The 21,354-nt window shown below is 45.0% G+C and carries 13 protein-coding genes and 2 pseudogenes; 7 read left to right on the plus strand and 8 right to left on the minus strand.

Annotated elements, in window-relative coordinates; all coding sequences use genetic code 11:
- Positions 1 to 12: 12 nt before the first annotated feature.
- On the plus strand, positions 13 to 2,577 hold the full coding sequence (locus tag K7I13_RS01275) for a TIGR03960 family B12-binding radical SAM protein (RefSeq protein ID WP_255947344.1): 2,565 nt from the start codon (positions 13 to 15) through the stop codon (positions 2,575 to 2,577).
- A gap of 373 nt (positions 2,578 to 2,950) precedes the next feature.
- On the opposite strand, the gene K7I13_RS01280 is transcribed toward K7I13_RS01275, so the two are convergent.
- The 4 genes and pseudogenes from K7I13_RS01280 to ppdK form a co-directional block, all read right to left on the minus strand.
- A complete protein-coding gene (locus K7I13_RS01280) occupies positions 2,951 to 3,622 on the minus strand; it encodes an ABC transporter ATP-binding protein (RefSeq protein ID WP_255947346.1) in 672 nt (223 codons plus the stop codon).
- A complete protein-coding gene (locus tag K7I13_RS01285; RefSeq protein WP_255947348.1) occupies positions 3,603 to 4,391 on the minus strand; it encodes an ABC transporter permease in 789 nt (262 codons plus the stop codon). Before K7I13_RS01285 ends, K7I13_RS01280 begins: the two co-directional genes overlap by 20 nt.
- Positions 4,388 to 5,356 carry an ABC transporter substrate-binding protein gene (locus K7I13_RS01290; protein WP_255947350.1) on the minus strand — a complete coding sequence of 323 codons (969 nt, stop codon included), beginning with the start codon at positions 5,354 to 5,356 and terminating at the stop codon, positions 4,388 to 4,390. Before K7I13_RS01290 ends, K7I13_RS01285 begins: the two co-directional genes overlap by 4 nt.
- A 7-nt stretch (positions 5,357 to 5,363) precedes the next feature.
- Positions 5,364 to 8,272 (minus strand): annotated as a pseudogene (gene ppdK, locus K7I13_RS01295) (pyruvate, phosphate dikinase).
- A gap of 93 nt (positions 8,273 to 8,365) precedes the next feature.
- On the opposite strand from ppdK, the gene K7I13_RS01300 reads away from it, so the two are divergent.
- Both K7I13_RS01300 and K7I13_RS01305 read left to right on the plus strand, forming a co-directional pair.
- The gene (locus K7I13_RS01300; RefSeq protein WP_255947352.1) at positions 8,366 to 9,676 is read left to right on the plus strand and encodes a CapA family protein; all 1,311 of its coding nucleotides are present in this window, start codon (positions 8,366 to 8,368) and stop codon (positions 9,674 to 9,676) included.
- 273 nt (positions 9,677 to 9,949) lie between these two features.
- Positions 9,950 to 12,487, plus strand: a complete 2,538-nt coding sequence (locus K7I13_RS01305) for a helicase-related protein (RefSeq protein WP_255947354.1) — start codon at positions 9,950 to 9,952, stop codon at positions 12,485 to 12,487.
- Between the two features lie 51 nt (positions 12,488 to 12,538).
- On the opposite strand, the gene hemW is transcribed toward K7I13_RS01305, so the two are convergent.
- The 3 genes from hemW to K7I13_RS15535 are packed head-to-tail and all read right to left on the minus strand — an operon-like array spanning position 12,539 to position 14,457.
- Positions 12,539 to 13,714, minus strand: a complete 1,176-nt coding sequence (hemW, locus tag K7I13_RS01310; protein WP_255947356.1) for a radical SAM family heme chaperone HemW — start codon at positions 13,712 to 13,714, stop codon at positions 12,539 to 12,541.
- 12 nt (positions 13,715 to 13,726) lie between these two features.
- Entirely contained in the window at positions 13,727 to 14,194 is a 468-nt protein-coding gene (gene lepB / locus K7I13_RS01315; RefSeq protein ID WP_255947358.1) for a signal peptidase I, read from the minus strand.
- The gene (locus K7I13_RS15535; RefSeq protein WP_369413690.1) at positions 14,119 to 14,457 is read right to left on the minus strand and encodes a S26 family signal peptidase; all 339 of its coding nucleotides are present in this window, start codon (positions 14,455 to 14,457) and stop codon (positions 14,119 to 14,121) included. The genes lepB and K7I13_RS15535 overlap by 76 nt, the downstream gene beginning before the upstream one ends.
- 145 nt (positions 14,458 to 14,602) lie before the next feature.
- Between K7I13_RS15535 and smpB the strand changes: the two genes are divergently transcribed.
- The 3 genes and pseudogenes from smpB to K7I13_RS15965 all read left to right on the plus strand — a co-directional run bounded on the left by smpB (position 14,603) and on the right by K7I13_RS15965 (position 15,964).
- Positions 14,603 to 15,067, plus strand: a complete 465-nt coding sequence (gene smpB / locus K7I13_RS01320; protein WP_255947360.1) for an SsrA-binding protein SmpB — start codon at positions 14,603 to 14,605, stop codon at positions 15,065 to 15,067.
- Positions 15,068 to 15,093: 26 nt separating this feature from the next.
- On the plus strand, positions 15,094 to 15,354 hold the full coding sequence (locus tag K7I13_RS01325; protein ID WP_255947362.1) for a hypothetical protein: 261 nt from the start codon (positions 15,094 to 15,096) through the stop codon (positions 15,352 to 15,354).
- Positions 15,354 to 15,964: pseudogene (locus tag K7I13_RS15965) on the plus strand (TP0183 family DNA metabolism protein). Before K7I13_RS01325 ends, K7I13_RS15965 begins: the two are co-directional and overlap by 1 nt.
- Positions 15,965 to 15,970: 6 nt before the next feature.
- Here K7I13_RS15965 and K7I13_RS01340 read toward each other — a convergent pair.
- Positions 15,971 to 16,972 carry a Sua5/YciO/YrdC/YwlC family protein gene (locus K7I13_RS01340; protein WP_255947367.1) on the minus strand — a complete coding sequence of 334 codons (1,002 nt, stop codon included), beginning with the start codon at positions 16,970 to 16,972 and terminating at the stop codon, positions 15,971 to 15,973.
- A 134-nt stretch (positions 16,973 to 17,106) separates the two neighbouring features.
- Between K7I13_RS01340 and K7I13_RS01345 the strand changes: the two genes are divergently transcribed.
- Positions 17,107 to 21,288 (plus strand): midas domain-containing protein, encoded by a 4,182-nt coding sequence (locus tag K7I13_RS01345; RefSeq protein ID WP_255947369.1) that lies wholly within the window; start codon positions 17,107 to 17,109, stop codon positions 21,286 to 21,288.
- Positions 21,289 to 21,354: the final 66 nt, after the last annotated feature.

Here is a 21,354-nt window from a genome sequence, read left to right on the forward strand (position 1 = left end):
CTGGAGCAATAAATGACTCGGCATATCGATCCCCTGAAGGAACTTGCAAGGGACCTTATATATATTCAAAATCCCGTACAATATCTGGGCGGCGAATACGGACAAATAATCAAGCAGTCTGCTGAACTTACATTCGCAATTGCCTTTCCCGATTTGTATGAAATAGGAATGTCAAACCTTGCGATAAAAATCCTGTATGACCGCCTGAACCGTTTACCCTCTGTCAGATGTGAGCGGGTTTTTGCTCCGGCAAGGGATTTTGAAGATTTGCTCAAGCAAAAACAGCTTCCTCTGTATACACTTGAAAGCGGGATACCGCTGAATGAAGTTGATATTCTCGGAATCAGTATGGGTTATGAACCGGGAATCACCGGGCTTCTTGCCATACTTGATACCGGCAATATTCCCCTGAAATGTTCGGAGCGGAATGATAACGATCCAATAATTTTTGCCGGTGGCTGCGGCATTACCAACCCTGCGCCTTTTTCTGATTTTATCGACGCTTTTTTTATCGGCGAGGCAGAAGCCGGAATGTTTGAACTTATTCAATCGGCTGCAGAAATAAAAAGCGGCGGGGCTTCCAGACAGGATATTCTGAATCTTCTTGAAAGCCATCCGTCAGTATGGACTGCCGGCAAGGATGAGCGCCGGAAAAAAAATGAACCCTGCGCGCGCCGGGCCATTTATACGGGCTTTGGTTCTGTTTCAGATAATCCGATCTGCTTTCCCGTCCCAAATATGCGGGTAGTCCAGGACCATGGCAGCATTGAAATTATGAGGGGCTGCCCGAACGGCTGCCGTTTTTGCCATGCAGGTGTTTTTTACCGTCCCCAGCGGATGAAACCAGCCGAAAAAATTATTTCCGACGCCGATTTTTTAATCAACCGCGGCGGATACCGTGAAATCAGCCTCCTGTCTCTTTCATCAGGAGATTATGAAAATATAGAAACTCTGTGCGATATTCTCACGTCTCAATTCAGGCATAAAAATGTTTCATTTCAGCTGCCTTCATTAAAAGTGAATTCCTTCACCCTGCCTCTTCTGGAAAAAATATCCCAGGTCCGCAGGGGAGGGCTGACTTTTGCGGTAGAGACACCGGTAGATGCCTGGCAGTTATCCCTGAATAAGGAAGTCTACCGTGATAAAATAATCCGGATTATTCTTGAGGCAAAAAAAAGCGGATGGAGTAAGGCAAAATTCTATTTTATGGCCGGACTCCCGGTACCTGATGAAGGAATTCTGGAAGAAGAAGAAATCGTAAGTTTTCTTCTGGAAATTCAGGACATTACCCGGATACAGTGCAATGTGAATATCGGTACTTTTATTCCGAAACCTCATACACCCTTTCAGTGGAGCAAACAATTATCAATTTCCGACGCTGAAGAAAAATACGCATATGTCAGGGCCAATCTCCCGAAAGGAAGATTCAAATTGAATACACACCGTCCATTTAACTCCTTTCTTGAAGGTGTTCTCACCCGTAATGACAAAAAGACCGGAAAGCTTATACTGGAAGCATATAACAGGGGCTGCAGACTTGACGCATGGGAAGATAAATCAAACAGTGAAATCTGGATGGACGTGTTTAATAAAGCCGAGTGGGATGTTGAAAAAGAAACATTGCGTGATAGGCAAACGGATGAACCGCTTCCCTGGGACGGAGTATCTCTTGGCGTTTCAAAAGCCTTTCTGAAACGGGAAAAAGAACGTTCTGAAAAAAAACAGCTCACCCCGCAATGTTCTGTTGAATGTAAAGAGCCGTGCGGAGTATGCAATTCATCAAAAGGAATTTCTCTTCTGACAGATACAGGATTACAGAACTCAGCGGCTCTGAAACCTTCCGCAGAAAATGCAAATGTTATTAAAATGAGTGAAAAGGGAAGCCCTGAAGCTGCGTACCGTGTTATTATTGAATTTGCAAAAAAAGGCGAAGCGGCCTATATTCCCCACCTTTCGCTAGTTGAAATCTGGAACAAAGCCTTTCAGCGTTCCGGCCTGCCTGTGATTTTTACAGAAGGATTTAATCCCTTGCCCCGTTTTGAAATTGCCCAGAGCATGTCGCTTGGCATCAGTTCCGAGGCTGAAATCGCGTCATTTCTTCTATATGATTTTGTTGATGAATCAGAAATCAGTCTGGTTCTGAACGAATCTCTCCCGGATTCTATCAGAATAGGCAGGGTATTCGCTTACCGGCTTTCGCGCAAGATCAAACGCAAAGCCCTTTCTACATATCTCTGGGGAAACAGATACATATGGACATTCTATAATAAAAACATAAAAGAACTGCTTCTGAATAATGACAGAATTCAGGAATACCTGAAACATCATACGGAAATAATATTCACGGATGAAGGGGAGGATAGACTTGCTGTTACTCTGCCGTTTGAACATGATCGGGAGACCCGTGATATGGTTTCTGAAATACTCTCCTGCAACATACAGGAAAGTATACATATTCACAAAATTTCTAGCATTGCACAAAATGATACAGAAAAAACATCTGACTTTTTTGAAGCTTTTCAGACAACTGCGGAAAAGAATAATAAAGCGCTCCTTCTGGATTCTGAGCGGAAATAACACAGAGAAAGAATAAAAGGCTTAAAACTTTTTATTGTTATAAGAAGACAGAATGCAATGATAACCCGAGTCCGTGTGTATGGATATTATGATCAGAAAATTATAATATTTTCGTTGTATTAAACAAGGAACGTATTGATTTTACCGCTATTTTAAAATGCGTAAAACAGGAAACCATAAAGCCAGCAAAACCCAGGCATTAAAAAAACGACAAATTCGGACCTGTTTGAAACGACAGCAGAGTGTGCATGCGCTTAGTTTATTATATAGAGAAAACCGAGTCATTTTTATATATTACTAGACAGAACATACATTATACGCAGTAAATAAAATATAAAAACAGCCTTCTCTTCCGGTATTTCCTGCATCCCTTTTATGGTTTTTCACCGGAAACCATTCTGCGAAACTGTTCTGTCTGCCTGTTAAGCTCTTCAGATATCGCAGCCTCATTCGTATCAGCAGCGGCTTTATCGAAGACAATAGACACGGGGCGGTTTCCAAGAATGACTATATGCTCAGCCAATGACAGGGCGTCCCGTATATCATGGCTGACGGAAATAATTGTCCTCTTTTCGTGTTTTTGCAGGGTAAGAACAAGATTAATGAGCTGTGTTTTCAGACCGGGATCCTGTGACTGAAAGGGTTCATCCATAAGCAGTATGGGAGCAGTACTTGCAAAAGCCCGGGCGATGGCAACACGCTGCCGTTCTCCTCCCGAAAGCTTTTCCGGATAATCTTTTGCTCTGTTCAACAGGTTTACCCGTTCCAGGTAGGCCCTCGCTTTTTGCTGTTTTTCTGTCTTGTTTCCTTCCAATGTCAGGGTAATATTTTTTTCAATTGTGCACCAGGGCAAAAGCCGCGGTTCCTGGAAAATATAGGAAACCCTGTCTTTATATAATTTAAAAGCAATGGCATTCAGGAGCGTGGTTTTTCCGCACCCGGAAGGACCGAGGATAGCGGTAATGGCATTGTCCGCAAAAGATATGGAAAAGTCTTTATAGAGTATAAGGTTTTCAAACGAAATATCAAGATTTGTTATCTGCATTTGATGTGTAGCGCCTTGTCGCAAAATGTACAATTCCGGTAAAAACCGCTTCCGTTATTATGCTTAAAATTATTGCTACTAATGTCAGGGAAAAAACCCGTGAAGTTTCAAGATGAACCTTTGCGGTCTGCATTGCGCTGCCCAGCCCGAAAGGCGGAAACGCGAGGATTTCCCCCGCTATTACAACCTTCCAGGTAAGGCCAAGTGATGACCCGGCTCCGGCAAGAAGGTATGGAAGCGTTGAAGGAAGTCTGATATAAAAAAACCTGTTAAAGCCCGGCATATTATAAACTTCGGACATCTGGAGGAGTTTTTTGTCGGTATTTTTGATTCCTTCTTCAATTGAGCCTGTCATAATGGGCAGGGTCATAAGTATTGAAATAAAAACAGGAACAAAAGAAGAACCAAACCAGAATATAGCGATCAGGATAAAGGAAACAACAGGGGTTGATTTAATAACGGACATCCATGGTTTTAAAAAGGCCGAAACAGACGGAAATATACCGGCCATCGATCCAAGAAAACAGGACAGGAAAAAGGAAATTATAAAAGCCTGGAGTCCCCTCATGCAGGTTGCTCCCAGCGTTTTCAGGAAGTCAGCCTCCCCTATTAATTTGATGCCGTCCCTGAAGACCATTACCGGTGACGGCAGAATAAAAGAAGAGCCAATAACTTCCGCCAGAATAAACCAGATAATGATAAGAATCCCGCAGGACAGCAGACCCAAAAGGAAATTTCTGTATTTAGCTGCAAAGGAAGAAAAAGTCATTTGAAATAAAATTTCTCATCAGGCAGGACACTGCCGATTGATTCGGGAGCGTACTCCAGAAAAACTGACAGCAATTGCTCAATCGATGTCCTGGCCTCAAAAGCCGGAATAAAAACAAAGTTACAGTCAGGAATTGCCTTCGCGGCAATTTCAGCTTTTAATCCGAGGCCCTTTGCTTCTGCAAGCCGTCCTGCTTCAGCAGGATGTGCGATGGTCCACTGTATTGAATCCTGGTATGCTTCGAGAAACTGCCTGACCGTTTCCGGGTGTTTTTCGGCATACTCACTACGGATTACACAGAGGGTCATGGGAAAATCATCTCCAAACCCATCTCGCTGCCAGTAATCCCTGAGGACAATGGCCCGTCTGACGGACGGGTCCGCAGAAACCGCTACTGTCGCAAAGGGCTCCGGTACTACGGCATAGGAAATTCTTCCGCTGAGAAGCGCGGCAGCAATTTCCGGGTTTGGAATTGAAAAGTCAAGCTTCACCTTATCCGACAGGTTTTCCTGCTGCAGCAGGGTTCTGAAAACATATTCCGGAGTAGCCCCCTGCCCCGCTATAACTACCGTTTTGCCGGCAAGATCAGAAAGGGAGGAAATTCCTGTATCCCTGGTGATCAATGAAAGCATACTGTTTCCTGTAACGGCCCCTGCTGTTATTGAGTTCTTATTCAGATTGTACACCTTTGCCGCTACATTCGGAGGGAGGATGCCGATATCGATATCCCTGTTCAGGAGTTTGGGCAGCAGGACATCAACTGAGATAACAATTTCAAAGGATATTTCCGCGCTGAGTTCAGGAGGATTTTCAATGAGATACGCCATCCCTACACCTGAGGTCCCTGTCAGGGCCGCAACTTTTAAAGCCGGGTTATTTTCAGCGGAAGAGTCTTTCTTTCCGGCGCAGAAAATTCCTGTAACAGTTACAAAAATAAAACATAAAACTACAAGTATCCGCCGCATATCTACCTCAAAAAAAAGACACTATCCGTAATGAATAGTGTCTTTCAAAGTCAGAATTATTTACCTGTCTTTTTGGAACCGGTCTTTGCCGGGGCTTTCTTTTAGCCGGAGACGCGGCTTTGTTTGCGGCCGGTTTTGCCGGAGCCTTTTTCGCAGGCGCGCTCTTTTTGTCGGCAGCCTTTGCCGGTGTTTTTTTACCCGCGGTCGCTGCTTTTTTCTGCGGAGCGGCCTTCGGTTTGCTTTCAAGAACTGCCTGGGCAGACGCAAGCCGCGCTATGGGAACGCGGAATGGGGACGCCGAAACATAATCCATTCCGACCTTGTAACAGAATTTCACGGAATCCGCATCACCGCCGTGCTCGCCGCAAATACCTATTTTAAGTTTCGGATTCGCCGCGCGGCCTTTTTCGATAGCCCACTTTACCAGCATTCCCACTCCATCCTGATCAAGTGTCTGGAAGGGATCAGCCTTGAAAATGCCAGCCTTATGTTCATCAATATAATCGGGGAGGAATTTTCCTGCATCGTCACGGCTGATTCCGAGAGTCATCTGCGTAAGATCGTTTGTTCCGAAGGAGAAAAAGTCCGCTACCCGCGCAATCTTGTCAGCAAGGATTGCTGCGCGGGGCGTTTCGATCATTGTTCCGACCAGATATTTTAAGGTCATTCCTTTTTTGGCAATAACTTCATCAGCGGTTTTACGGGTCAAATCCTCCAGAATCTTCAATTCTTTCGCGTCAATAACCAGAGGAATCATAATTTCAGGCATTACCTTGACTCCTCTTTTCGCAACATTGCATGCCGCCGTTATAATAGCGGTTACCTGCATTTCAAGAATTTCAGGATAGGTTATTGCAAGCCGGCAGCCGCGGTGCCCGAGCATGGGGTTAGCCTCATGCAGTTTTTCAATGCGCTGTTTTACCGTTTCAAAACTCACACCTGCGGCCTTTGCAAGCGCTTTTTGTCCGGCTTCATCATGCGGGACAAATTCATGGAGCGGAGGATCAATGAGACGGACTGTAACGCCATAGCCATCCATTGCTTTGAAAATACCCTCAAAGTCTTTTGTCTGGATTGGAAGGAGTTTTTTCAGCGCAATTTTGCGGGCTTCTACGGTATCGGCAATAATCATTTGCCGGATCGCCAGGATGCGCTCTTCCGTATCAAAGAACATATGTTCGGTCCGGCATAACCCGATTCCTTCGGCGCCGAGTTTTTTTGCATACAGGGCATCATACGGTGTGTCCGCATTTGTCCGGACCTTCATAGTACGGAATTCATCAACCCATTTCATGATGGTTTCATATGCCGCGGGAGGTTTGGGGGCAATAAGCTTCAGCTCACCCTTGTATACATTTCCGTTTGAGCCGTCAAGCGTAATATAATCGCCTTCCTTTACAGTAATACCGTTTGCGGTAAACAGTTTTTTTGCGTAATCAACGGACATTGCTTCACAGCCGACAATACAGCATTTTCCCCAGCCGCGGGCAACGACTGCGGCGTGACTTGTTTTTCCGCCTGTTGCGGTCAGAATTCCCTGGGCCGCGTGCATTCCGCCGACATCTTCAGGACTTGTTTCCTTGCGGACAAGAATAGCGCGTTCCTTATTTGCGGCAAGCGCTTCGGCCTTTTCCGCCGAAAAGCAGACCTTTCCGGAAGCGGCTCCGGGGACCGCGTCAATTCCCTGCACAATAAAGGCCGCTTTAAGCGCGGCAGTCTGGGATTTATCAATGGCAGGATAAAAAATACCTTCGATATCAGACGCTTTTATGCGGCTTACGGCAATATCCTTTGTTATGAGTCTTTCATTAACGAGATCAACGGCGATTCTGAATGCAGCTGCGGGAGAACGTTTTCCGGTGCGGCACTGAAGCATATACAGTTTGCCCTCTTCCACCGTAAACTCAAGGTCCTGCATGTCCTTATAATGTTTTTCGAGCGTAATCCGTACATCACAGAGCTGCTTGTAAGCTTTCGGATCTTTTTTAGCAAATTCAGAAAGCTTGATCGGGGTGCGGATACCGGCGACAACATCTTCGCCCTGGGCATTGAAAAGATAATCGCCGTAGAATACATTTACACCGGTATTCGGATCGCGGGTAAAGCATACGCCCGTACCTGAAGTATTGCCTTTATTGCCGAATACCATCTGTACGATATTAACCCCGGTTCCCTTAACGCCTACGATTTTTTCTACCTTGCGGTATGTTACAGCCTTTTCGGCCATCCATGAACCGAATACGGCTCCGATGGATCCCCACAGCTGTTCGGATGGATTCTGGGGAAAATCCTTTTTGATTTCTTTTTTATACAGTTCCTTGAATTTCTTTATGAGGAGCTTCAGTTCATCTTCATTAACATCGGTATCGGCTATTTTGACATCCTTTTTTGCGTTGAGCCGCTTGCGTGTTACTGTTTCCTTTATTTCACTGAAGGCTTCATCAAATTTTTCCCGGTTAATGCCCATGGCTGTTGAGCCGTACATCATTATAAAACGGCGGTATGCGTCAAGTGCAAACCTGGGGTTTCCGGTTTTTTTGCAAGTCCTTCTACCGATTTATCTGTTAATCCGAGATTGAGAATAGTTTCCATCATTCCCGGCATTGAAACGGATGCTCCCGAGCGTACTGAAACAAGCAGAGGGTCCGCAGGATCACCGAGTTTTTTTCCGGTTACTTTTTCAAGCTTTTTAATATATTTTTCAACTTCATCTTTCAGTCCGGCAGGATATTTTTTGCCGTTTTTGTAATAAAGATCGCATACTTCAGTAGTAATGGTGAAACCGGCCGGAACGGGGAGACCTATAGAAGTCATTTCAGCAAGTCCGGCACCCTTCCCTCCCAACAGTTCCTTCATGCTTCCATTTCCTTCGGCCTCACGGTTTCCGAAGAAATATACAAATTTGGTTTTAGCCATAGCTATTTCTTTTCCTCCTAATTTTATAACCAACTAAACAATACAACAGTTTAACTTGTGCATTCTTTCATGTCAACGTATACTACATATATAGTGAAAAGATCATTTTATTCTGCGATGCTGGTCTGCCTGACCTTTTTCAGCCTCTTCCTTCTGTCTCCGCCGCTTGAAAGGGATTCTTTTTCTGACAGTACCGGCGCGGAGCCTGACCACAGGGCAGCTGACGCTGTTTCAAACCTGCGCCTCACCTTTGCCGGGGATATAATGGCCCACAATGTTAATTTTGAAATGGATAATTATAATCTGATTTATGATGATGTGAGAGACCTGCTTCTTGCTGATGATCTGACCTTCGGGAATCTTGAAGTGCCTGTTACGGATGATCTTCCCATGTCCACATATCCGCGTTTCAATGTTCATACCCCCTATGTGCAGGCCGCGCTTGACGGAGGCTTTGATGTTTTCTCCCTGGCAAATAACCACTCAAATGATAAGGGCGTAAAGGGAATAAACGGCACGCTGTCTGTTATGAAAAAACTGGGTAAGGGGGCGCACCCGTGGCGGCTGCTTTCATCACAGGCAGGACAAAACCCGCAGCAGACTTTTTTTACTGCGTATAAAAAAAACGCGCTGTATGATTTATATAACGCAGAACCTGTTCAGCACCCCCGCCTTCTGACCGCGTATTCAGGGCTGAAAACGAAAAAAGAAGAAGACATATATCCTGTCATGATAAAAAAAAACGGATGGAAAATCCTGTTTCTTTCCGTGACCGAAATTCTGAATGTCTATGATGAAGCAGGCCGGTATGTTTACCGTGTATCTTCCATTGAAAGTGCGCGGCAGGCCTTTCTCGAAAAAATAACGGAAATGCGGAGAGAAAACCCCTGCGATATTTTTATTCTCGCTCTCCATTCGGAAGCGCCGGAATATATCAGGACTGTTTCTTCCGGAACAAAGGACTGGTTTATCCGGCTTGCGTCGGCAGGAATCGATATTGTCTGGGCGCATCATCCCCATGTAATGCATCCCTGGGAAACCGTTGAAATTCCCGGGCCGGACGGAACTGAGCCGAAACAGGCGCTTTTTATGTATTCCATGGGGAACTTTATTTCAGGACAAAGATTCCGCCCTGCCCGGGACGACCCCGGCCGGTACCGTGAGTATACAGGCGATGCCGCTTTGCTCAGCGTGGAATTATCAAAGAATATTCCGGCGGAAACCGGATCCGGAAAATACAGTATTATTTCCGTTGATCCCGTGCTAATAACAAACTATGTTGACCCGGCAGAAGGAGTTGTTGTTAAACTGTTTGATAACAGCTTTATTACCGGCCTCCAGGACGTCTGGCAGAATTATTACCGTACGCGGATGTCCCTCATGAAAGATTACCTGCCGCTGTGACTTCCTCTCATACAGTTTTTTACACATACCATTGTGTAGAAAATATCAGTTTTACACATTCGCATGTGTAAAAAACAAAAACTTACACATAACAATGTGTAAAGTATTTTTTTGCGCAAGGCAATAAACCTCCGTTTACCGGACCCCTTCCCCTGAAAAATGCATATTTATCAGACTTAAGCCGCGAAAGTGCAGAATATATTCGATAACCAACCGGAATATCAAATATGTCTGATGGACTTTCCAGGGATATTCGGGATATATTAATTACAGATGAAACCACAGGAACTGCCGGTTTACCAGCAAAAACAGCGCATTCTCAATATGCTTTCCCTTAATCAGGTTATTGTAGTTGAAAGCCCCACCGGTTCGGGAAAAACAACGCAATTGCCCGTTATCCTGCATGAAGCAGGATATACCTCAAGCGGAATTATCGGGATAACCCAGCCCAGACGTATCGCGGCCCTGTCCGTGAGTGAATTTATTTCCCGGCAGCTCGGTACGGTCATGCCCGGGCTTGTCGGCTACAAAATGAGGTTTGAGGATAAGACAGACCAGTCAACCCGGATAAAAATAATGACAGACGGCATGCTGTTACAGGAGATGAAACTTGACCCCTGGCTCAGCAAGTATTCTGTTATAATGGTCGACGAAGCCCATGAACGGAGTCTCAATATTGACTTTATTCTGGGGCTGCTCAAACGTATACTCGAAGCCCGCCATGATTTCAAGGTTATTGTTTCTTCCGCAACGATTAATACGGAACTCTTCGCGGCCTATTTTGATGACTGTCCGACAGTAAAAATTGACGCCATCACCTACCCGGTTACTCTTATTTATGATCCTCCGGTAATTTCAGCTTCAAGCGAAACACTTGCGGCGGAAGAGGCTCTTATGGAAAAAATTGCGGCCATAACGGGCCGGATTCTCGAAGAAAACAGGCAGGGAGACATACTGGTTTTCCTCCCCGGTGAACGGGCTATAAAAAACTGCATCGAGTATCTTTCAGGAAAAATCTGGTACCGCAGACTGTATGTTTTGCCGCTGTACGGAAGACTCAGCAAAGAAGAACAGGAGCGGGTATTTTTAAAAGCCCCGCCGGGTAAAAAGAAAATTATTATCGCGACCAATATAGCGGAAACCTCAGTCACAATAGACGGCATAACATCAGTTATTGATTCAGGTCTGGCAAAACTCAATTATTACAATCCCCGGACCTTTACATCGGGGCTTATCGAATCTTCAGTATCAAAAGCCTCATGCAATCAGCGGAGAGGAAGAGCCGGACGCACCGGCGAGGGAACCTGTTACCGCCTGTATGAACGGAAGGATTTTGAAACAAGACCGCTGTATACAACAGAGGAAATTTACCGGACGGACCTTTCCGAAGTTGTATTGCGGATGGCTGAACTCGGCATCACCGACTTTGAGCAGTTCGATTTTATCTCCCCGCCGGGAAAGGAAGGCTTGCTGGGAGCGATTGATACCCTGAATCTGCTTGGAGCCCTGGCCGATGATAATTCGCTGTCAAAAATCGGGGAAATGATGTGCCTCTTTCCGCTTTCACCCAGGCAGTCCAGGATAATTGTTGAAGCCATGCTGAATTATCCCCAGGTTACTGAAGAAGTTCTTATTGCGGCTGCCTTTCTTTCCGCACAGAGTCCGTTTATTCTGCCGCAGGGCAAGGAAATGGATGCCCGCAGGGCGCACCACAGCTTTCGGGACGCAAACGGGGATTTTGTCTCATTTCTGCGGATATTCCGCATGTACACAATGGCCCAGAACAAGAAGAAATTCTGTGAGATTAATTATCTGGATGAACGTGTACTGGCCGAAATTGCCAACATTAAAATCCAGTTGGAACTGATTATTTCGGACAAAGGCATCCCTGTTTTATCGGGAGGCCCCATTGAAGATTACCTGACTGCCATAGCTGTCGGTCTGATCCAGTTTCTGTGCGCGAATGACGGAAGAGATACCTTTCACACCTTAACTGCCGAGCGTATCCAAATACATCCCGGATCGTGTATGTACAGGGAAAATCCGCAGTATATTGTTGCCGGAGAAATCGTAAAAACTTCACGCATGTATGCCATGTCGGTTTCTCCCCTTTCCAGACACATACTTGAACGTATTGATCCGGACCTGCCCTATAAACTGAAAGGAAAAAAAGACCAGAAACACACAGCGCATGAAAACAGCCGGACTCAATCCCGGAAAACGGAAAAACGCGGAAAAATCAGGGATAATGAATATGAAATTTCGTTTGGCGGTGAAGTTTTTGAAATAATAAGAATAAAGAGCAAAAAACAGGTGCAGCTGCCTTTTAAACAATTCAAAAAAGCGCTTGCGTCCGTTGATACCGACAGTTCCTATATGACGCAGATTGCCGGCTTGCGGGGAAAAATAATAATCAATGGATTCGGACTTCTTACCGGCGAAAAAATGTCTCTCATAATTAAAATAGCTGAAAATTTTGATCTTGAACCGGTGGAAAAGAATTCCTGGCCGCGGAAAAAGAATTTCATCCTTGAGAAAGACCCCTCCGCTCTTATTACAGAGCTGAAATGGCTTTTCCGTATTACTGTTTCAAAAGAAAAAAGCAAAGAGCTGGGTTTTATCTGCCTCTTTACCGATAAAAACGGTCAATACTGGTTCAAGAGTTCCAGAGGATTTTATACAGCTCTGAATGAGTCAATAACCAGTCTGGAATATCTTATTGATGAAACAGCGGATATTGACGACTCACTAAAAACAATTATCAGTGAAGTATACCGTAAGGCAAATCAGTTTTTTGTTGAAGATGAATAATCAGTGTTGCTAATGAAGTATAGAAAATCAGACAGGGATATGAAACTAGAATCATTCTTGACTGTATCTTTTATTATACGCTTCTATTTCATATATGCATTCAGTCAAAAAAGAGTTTAAATACAAAAGCCCTTCTCCGGTGAGCGCTATGCGTCCGTCAGCTAATCGGAGGAGTTTTTTTGCTTCCCAGCGGGATAAGGTTCCGCCGATATATTGAAATACACCTGTTTTGAACCGCCTCTCAAATTCACCGCAGTCAATGCCGGCAGCAAGCCTCATGCCCATAAGCAGAAACTCAATTATTGCGGTATGGGTATCAATAGTCTCGGTTATAAAGCTTTCAGCCGGATTGCCGGACCATTTCTGTATATCTTTGCAGTTTTCAAACCGCACCGCTCCCTCAGGTGTTATTATAGTCCCGGCAGCTCCGGGGCCTGCCCCGATATACGATTCCATGTTCCAGTAAGTCAGATTATGCCTGCATTCCCTGCCCGGTTTTGCGAAATTGGAAACCTCATACTGCCTGTAGCCGGCATTTTCAAGAATTTTACGTCCTGCAAGCCATAAATCCGCGGAACGGTCCTCGTCAGGAAGGCTCTGGTGTCCCTGTTTCGCAAGCGGTGTCCCGCTTTCAATTGTCAGAGAATACAGGGAAATATGGTCCGGATCAAATGGAAAGACAGCAGCAAAATCACTTTCAATTACAGCTTCGGTTTGAAACGGCAGTCCCGAAATAAAATCAAGAGATACCTCCCCCTTCCAAAAACGCTGAACCAGTTCCAGCGCACGGATACTGCTTTTCCGGCCTCCTCTCCTCCCGAGAGCAATAAGACTGTCGTCATTCAGGGTCTGAATTCCCAGTGACAGCCGGCTAATACCGGCTGCAGCACAGGCTTCGAGCCATTCAGCTGTAATATCTTCAGGATTCGCTTCAATCGTCCATTCAATCCCCTCATCAAGGCGGAGAACTCCATCCAGGCGTATAATCCGGCCAAGTTCCAGAATATTATGAGGGGATAAAAGACTGGGCGTGCCGCCTCCAATATATACGGTTTTCCAGCCCTCAATGCGGAAAGAAGAACGCCGGGCATATATTTCTTTTTCCAGAGACAAAATGTAGCCGGAAAATAAAGTGCTGTCTGTTTTACCAGGGACCACCGAAAAAAAATCACAATAGTCACATTTTTTCCTGCAGAACGGAATATGAATATAAAGAGAACAAACCATCCGGGATAAAAATCAGGGGACGCCAAACCGCTGCGGCGGCCAGTACCGGAACAGGACCTTTCCCTGTATTCTATGGGAAGGAATAGCACCCCATATACGGGAATCACTTGCAGTTATTCTGTTATCGCATAAGACAAAATACTCATTTTCCTGCAGTGTTATTTCAGGAAAAGAAGACGCAAACGGGAGAGCGTCCGTCCATTCATCGGGCAGACGTTCCTGCTTAATGTCATATTCTTTTTCGGTAATTTCAAATTCGGTCAGATAATGGGCCGCTCCCGCAGGTTTAATGTATAAAATGAAATCATTCATATACAGCGAATCGCCCGGAAAGCCGACAAGCCTTCTAACAGTCGGCATTTCACCCCAATTGTTGTTGCTGAATGGAGAAATTCTCTGGAATGTTACAAATGAAACCAGAAAATTTGCCAGCCTGGTAATAAGCAGCGTATCGGCGGAATATGTGGAAGAAATGACCACAAGATCCCCCGCTCAGATGATAAAAAAGGTGAAATGCCGGAGTCCGGATTTTCCTGTGTTTTGTATAAGGGAGTTGTAATAATAAACTCGCCGGAATAGATAGTCGGCTCCATGGTTACCGAATCTACAGTATAGTTTGTTATCAGATAAGTACGCAAAACCGCGAATAAAATCATTAATACAATAAAAACGATTAATATGGTAAACAGCACCTGACGTTTTTTCTTCTGGTCCGCATACGAATATCTTCTTTTTGTTGCCATAACGCCCTCTCTGCGCGCCGTATTTTTTAAAAGTGAGGCGATTTCAAAATGACAGATTTTGAAATTGGCGCAAGTATGTGGAAAATGGTATCACGAAGGGGTGTCGTTGACAAGTACAGATGCGAAATCTATAATTACAGCAATTATGTCTGGACCAGTAAAAATTATTGCGCAAAACAGAAAAGCCCGGTTCAATTATTCGGTAGAAGAAACGCTTGAGTGCGGAATCGTGCTTGAGGGAACCGAAGTAAAATCAGTCCGCGCGGGAAATATTTCCTTTCCGGACGCCTTTGCCGAAATACGCGAAGGAGAGGTCTGGCTCAATAATTTTCATATAACACCATATGTGTATTCCTCGGTTTTTAACCATAACCCTGACCGCCAGAAAAAACTGCTGCTTCACCGTGACCAGATAAAACGATTGACCCGGAAGGTCGATGAAAAGGGCTTTACACTGATTCCGCTTGAATTTTACCTGAAAAACGGCAGAATTAAGGTGCTTCTTGGTATCTGCAAAGGTAAAAAGTTGTTTGATAAGAGGGCTGATATACGCGAAAGGGATATGAAACGTGATATTCAGCGTGAATTCCGCAAGAAAAATGACGGATAAGGTGTTATACTATAAGTAAAGGAATAATGAAGACAAAGAGATTCGGACTGTTTTTTGTATTATTTTTTTCCCACATATGCGCATTTGCGCAAAATGTACCGGTAGTAGCGGTATACGCGCTGCGGTCAAATGATGTCGGAGAAAATATTACCGCAACTGTAAATGATCTTATTTTCTCTTTTATCAAGGAATTACGGAATTATCAGGCAATTGATATGCGTTCGGAAGCCTGGCCCCGGACATGCGGGTCCCCGAAGGTGTCGATTATATTTTTTACGGTTCATTAATGAGCAAACCGGAGGGTATCCAGCTCGAAATCGTATTAAAGGGCGGACCCTATACGGTAACCAGGCTCATTTCGCGCGTTTATGAGAATTCCAACCGTATACTTCTTGAATCCCGGCTCCTTGTACGGGACCTTTTCGACCTGTCAATCTCGCTTCCCGACCCCGAACCCGCTTCACAGGTGACGCCTCAGACAGCAGAAACCCCTCCGCCTCCCGATACGCGTGAATTGGTCCCAGTGACAAATATCGACTCCCTTGCCGGTTCATGGAGCGGTGAAAATGATGTGGAAAAAATAATGATTCTGCGCGGCGGACGGGGTGTCGTAGTCCTTTCCAGCGGGTATCCCTGTCCCTTGAGTTTGTCCTTTCAAACAATGAACTTATTGTGCGCCAGAAGGGAGCCTCATCGCCCCGGCAGTTTGTAGACCTTCCCGATCCGGTCGCAAAGCAGGCCGTAAACATAGCGCCGCCGCTTGAATGGCGCTTTATGATAACCCCGGATCAGAAAGTGCTGGTCGGAAATAAAAGAACAGTTTTAATTCATAATGACGGAAAAAATATCCTTTCGATGGAAGGCATCATAGTAGATGAAGTCTGGACACGGAATTAACCGCTGCTATTCAAGATATTCACCGGGAACAGTCACATCTCCCTGCCTTAAAATGCGGTATTTTTCTCCGGTTATATCAACTATGGTTGAAGCCGCGGGAAACCGGTAGTCCCCATCATCGACAATCAGGTCGGCAACATCACTGAATTCCGCAATAATCTCCCCGATCGCGTGCAGCGGGCTTTCACCTGAGCGGTTCACGCTTGTCGAATATATGGGCGTCCCTGTTTTTTCAATAACTTCCCTGAGCCAGGCGCAGTCCGGACAGCGGAAGGCAGTTGTTCCGCCTGTTTTATTGCGGATTATCAGCGTCAGGGCCGCAGGCCACATATTCAGCAGACCGGCTGGAATTATGTTATCGGTATAATGAAAAATATCTTCCGGATGCGCAAGCAGCTGTATGAACGGCTTGCCCTCATCCCTCCCCTTCGCGGCGATAATAAGCTGCTCGGAACCGGGGACTGTCCCGGAAAACCCGTACATTGTGTCTGCGGGAAGAATAACAAGCTTGCCTGCTTTTAAAAAAGCGGCGGCGGTTTCAGCGGAATCAGATGAGTTCTTCAAGATTATCATATTTTTTGTGCTTTTTTTCAGATTGACTGTTATGCATATAAAAAATACCAAAAGTCCCGAAATAATCCCGAACAATTTGCAAATCCATTCAGGCACATATTCAGGCTTTGCCGTAATAATAGGCTCGCCCGCATATACTTTCCGGTCAATCCCTCCGGAAAAACCGGCAAGCTTTATAAGATATTCGTCTTCGGCAACATATCCGAGTTCATGGGCATATACACTTATAGTGTCGAGATCAGCAGTCAGATTTCTGAATTTAATATCAAGATCAGTATTTATTGTATACAGATAATCAAGATGCTGCTCCAGCCGGTCTTTTTCCTGGGAAAGCTGCTCCATAGCCCAAATTCCCCGCGGACCGAAACAGACACTCATTACACAGTATATAAGCGTACCCGCAAAAACAGGCAGCACAATTTTAAGCCACTTCATACCCTTCAAGATACGGCAAAAAACTGCAAAATCTTGAATTTTATTGACAGGAGAACGGGTCTGATATTAAAGTTAATAATAAAGAAAAAAATGCCGATAAACTAGTGAATAATTATAATCTCGGGGAGCAGCTAATGACATCCGATTATGAGAATAATGATATAAATGATGACTCTTTTGATAATGACTTGTCTGATATAACAGAAACACTTGATATGTATGGAGTATGGGTCAAGAGCGGTCCCCGTGATGTGGATGAGGATATTACAGACCCGGCTGGGATCCCGATTGATACCGGTTTGTCCGATTCCGACTTTTCCGAGCTTCCCGACTTTGATGACTCTTTTGACACGTCCGAAACTGAAAACGGTATGGCATCCGCTGAAACAGCTGTTCCGCCGGAAGAAAATGAACTTCCGGAAACTGCGCCGGATTCTGTCAGTGACAGCGCCGATTTTGAATTTGATGATTCCGCAGATATGGCTGAAACAATCAGTTTTGATGATTCCATAATAGACAGTACCGAAACAATCAATATTGAAGAACCGGCTGAATCCGGGCAGGACTTTACGGAAGCCCTGCATACAGATGATTTTTCCGAAATTCAGGCCGATGATGATGATGTATTTCCCTCCCCCGAAACCGAACCTGAAGTTTTGTCTGAAAACCTGAGTTCCGGACATTCCGATACCGAATATGCCAGCGGAAATATAGCGGAAGATACCATTGATGAAAAAACCCTGATCAGCAATGAATCCCTCGATGATATTACCCTTGATGAAATTGTCCTTGATGATTTCAGCGATGAAGTAAACAGTGTTGAGGAAACCGTTCTGGAAACTGCAGACACTGCTCTGAATGAAGACAAAGATGCCGAAGAAGCCTTTGATTTTGATATAGATGATACCGCCGGCGAGTTCGAGTTGCCGGATATTGTCGAATCAGATGAAATTACGGAAGAAATCACCATTCCGGTGGCCTCGGAAACCGAAACCGTTTCCGGAACGGATACAGATATCACGGAGGAGATATCCCTTGATAATATAGGCGAACCCGAAGAAACCGAGGAAGAAAGCACTGCCCCGGCTTTTACGGAAGCCGAGTCCATTTCAGATGCGGATATAACAGAAGAAATATCCTTTGATGATATAAATGAAACTTCAGACGATACTATTGCGGCATCCTCAGAATCCGGTACCGTTTCAGATATGGATACCGCTGATATCACTGAAGAAATATCTTTTGACGATATAGCCGGTATCAGCAGCCCGGCAGCGGACTCATCAGCCGGCGGAGAAACTGAAGAACTGAGTCTGGATGACTTTCTGGATGATTTTAATGCGGACGGCGCTTCTTCCGGCGGCGGCGATGACCTTGATCTTGATGATTTTATCGACGCGTTTAATGATTCGGGCGGCATAACTGTTGACGACCAAAATGATAAACTTTTCTCGGACAGTGAACCGGTCGATCTTGAACTCGAATTTGATGAGGACTTCATTGCAGAAAAACACGGAACAGAGGAATCAGTTGACACCCTTATGTCAGTTGCCGAGGATGACTTCTTTGACCTGAGCGAAATTCCTGACATGGCCGAGGAACCAAAGGCAGACGGAAAAGCTCCGGCGGCTTCCGCCGAGGTCGGAATTTCCGAAGATGTAACCGAATTCGATGATCTGCTTGATCTTCTTGACGAAACAAATGCTCCTGCGGCTACTTTGAAAGGCCAAAGCGCCGAAAAACAGGAACACAATTACGATCTTAATGTTACTGAAGAAGATAAACTCAGCTCAGTATCATCCGCAGTAAGTGAAAGCTCGGATGAAGATATTTCCGTTCCGCTTTTTGATTCAAAAACGACCGGATATGTCCAGTCAACAAAAAAAGCTGATAATACTGTATCGGTCGTTAACAGTGACTTTGCTTCGGAACTGAACAGTCTTCTGGAAATAGTGGAAGACACCCCTGCTCCCGAAGGAAAAAAACAGCCGGAAAATACCGGGGAAACAAACCCGGACAGTGAGACAGATGAAACCTCAATTTCAGAAGAACAGGACAATGAGGCTGTGGAAGCTGCCCCGCAAACCGAGCCTGAGGAAGATGAACCCATAGAAATTGACAATACGTTTGCAGATGATACAGTTGAAGATATTGTCTCTCCGGATGAAATAAACGGAGAGCCTGAAGCGGAAACGGAAGATAATACGGAAGCATGGACAGATGAGACGCCCGTAGTTTCTGAAACAGTCATTGATGAATTTGACGACGAAATCACCCCGGTTCCGGAACTTCATTCTGAAATTGAAGAACCCGGATCCAGTGACACTGAAGTACATGATGAGAGTGCTTCCATACCTGAAGAAACAACAGGAAATTCCGAAGAATTTCATAACATTGAAATAAAAGATGAGGACATTGAAATGCTTCCCGATTTTGAAAAAGTAGAAAATGATGATTTGAATTCCTTTATTCCGGACCAAAACGAACCGGAAACATCTTTTGAAAGCAGTATCATTGAAGAAGAAAGTCTGCCTGATGATACAATTTCTGAAGATAATACGGTTTTTGATGATTTCAGCGGAGAAGTAAACAGTATTGATGAAACAGACATTGGCGCGGGTGAGGAAATTAAACTTGCGGACGATGATGACTTTGAAATGCCGGATTTCACAAAATCCTACGGGGAGGAAGATGACATTATTCCTCTTCCTGATTTTGATGACGAACCTGTTGATACCGGTACTCTTTCGGGACAGACGGCCTTTACGGAAACAGGCGTAGCGCTTAAAGACGGAACCGGCCGGGTCCGCGAACCAGGAGCATTGTCGGCAGAACCCTTGCCAAAAATGGAAGAAACGGAAAACAAAACCGAGGAAAAACTTGCTATTCCGGAAATTACCGATTATAATGAACAAACTGAATCCCGACAGGACAATTCAGACACGGAGGAGCATGTGTCTCTTGATTTTGATGATATTGGCGCTTTAGAAAGGGACTTGCATGATGATATGCCGGAAGAAGAGGAAACAATGACATCAAATGATAAATCAACCGAGCTGTTAATGGTAATTGCGGAAGAGCTTTCTTCAATTAAAAAGGAAATATCCACATTAAAAACGGAACTTGCCAACCAAAGACCGGCGCCTCTTGCCGAACCATGTGATCCTGATCAGGGAATTGCAGAAAATGGTGAAAGTTCCGGCTTTTTCAGTGATGATGATTCTGATGAAACAATTGCCCTAACCGGTGATGAACTGAATAATATTCTTATTACTGCAGACTTTACTGAAGAAAAAAATGACAGCGCGGAAGCAGAAACCCCGGATGAAAGCCAGACTATTGTTTCCGAATCTGCTCCGTCTGAAGAAAATGAACCGGACCTGCAGACTAACCTTCTGGACGATACCTTTGCCGAAACTGACCTGCTGGCAGGAGAATCCGGACCCGAGGAAGGCGACCCGTCTTTTGAAGAAAATGAATTCCTTCTAGCGGAACCTGAAGATAATGATTCGGAAGGTTCAATTCCCATGGAAGAAGCTGATCTCGAGACAATCGATTTTGCTGATGAAGAACTTGAAGAACCCGTGCTGGATGATTTTAATCTTGATATACCCGATATTCAGACCGAGGCTGAAGCTGACAACGAAGCCACAGATGATGATCTGGATGAGTTAGACAAGATAAATGATATTTCCGATATAACCTTTGATTTCGGGAATTTGGAGCTGGAAGATGACGGTGAAACTTCTGTAACTGAAACCCATGAAGCCAAAGAAAGCCTTCCGGATGATCCGGCCGGCGAAGAATTGCTTGAGTCTCCGGAAATGATGGAAGAAGAAATTGTACTTCCCGCAGAGACTGATATGCCGGCGGATGCCGTAACCGAAACCCAGGAAGCTGAGGAAAGTATCCCGGCTGATTTGTCCGGGGAAGAATCTCCGGAAACGGACATTGTACCCTCTGTTGATGCAGTGATGGAAATTCCGGATATGCCAGTATCGGAAGACTCAATTGATATCCTGTCTGTCCCTGCAGAACAGGCCGGTGAACAGATAGAAGAAACGGTACCGGCAGAACCTCCGGAAATTGTCCCGGAGGACGCTGAGACGGAATCCGAAAAGACCCTCGTATCAGATGATTCCGCTCCTTCCGGGGTTGCAAGCCTTCCGGGCGAGCTGAAAGATGAAATAAAATCGGTTTTGTCCTACATGGACCAGCTTCTTGAAAGTCTGCCTGAAGAAAAAATTGAGGAATTCGCACGCTCGGAACACTTTGAAGTGTACAAGAAGCTTTTTGATGAACTTGGTATTTCCTGAGTATGGGTTTGATTGATAAGGCTTTTTTGGCAGCAAAAAAGCCGGAACCCGTTTCTGAAAAAAAAA

This window comes from Brucepastera parasyntrophica (assembly GCF_022376835.1).
GTDB lineage: Bacteria > Spirochaetota > Spirochaetia > Treponematales > Treponemataceae > Brucepastera > Brucepastera parasyntrophica.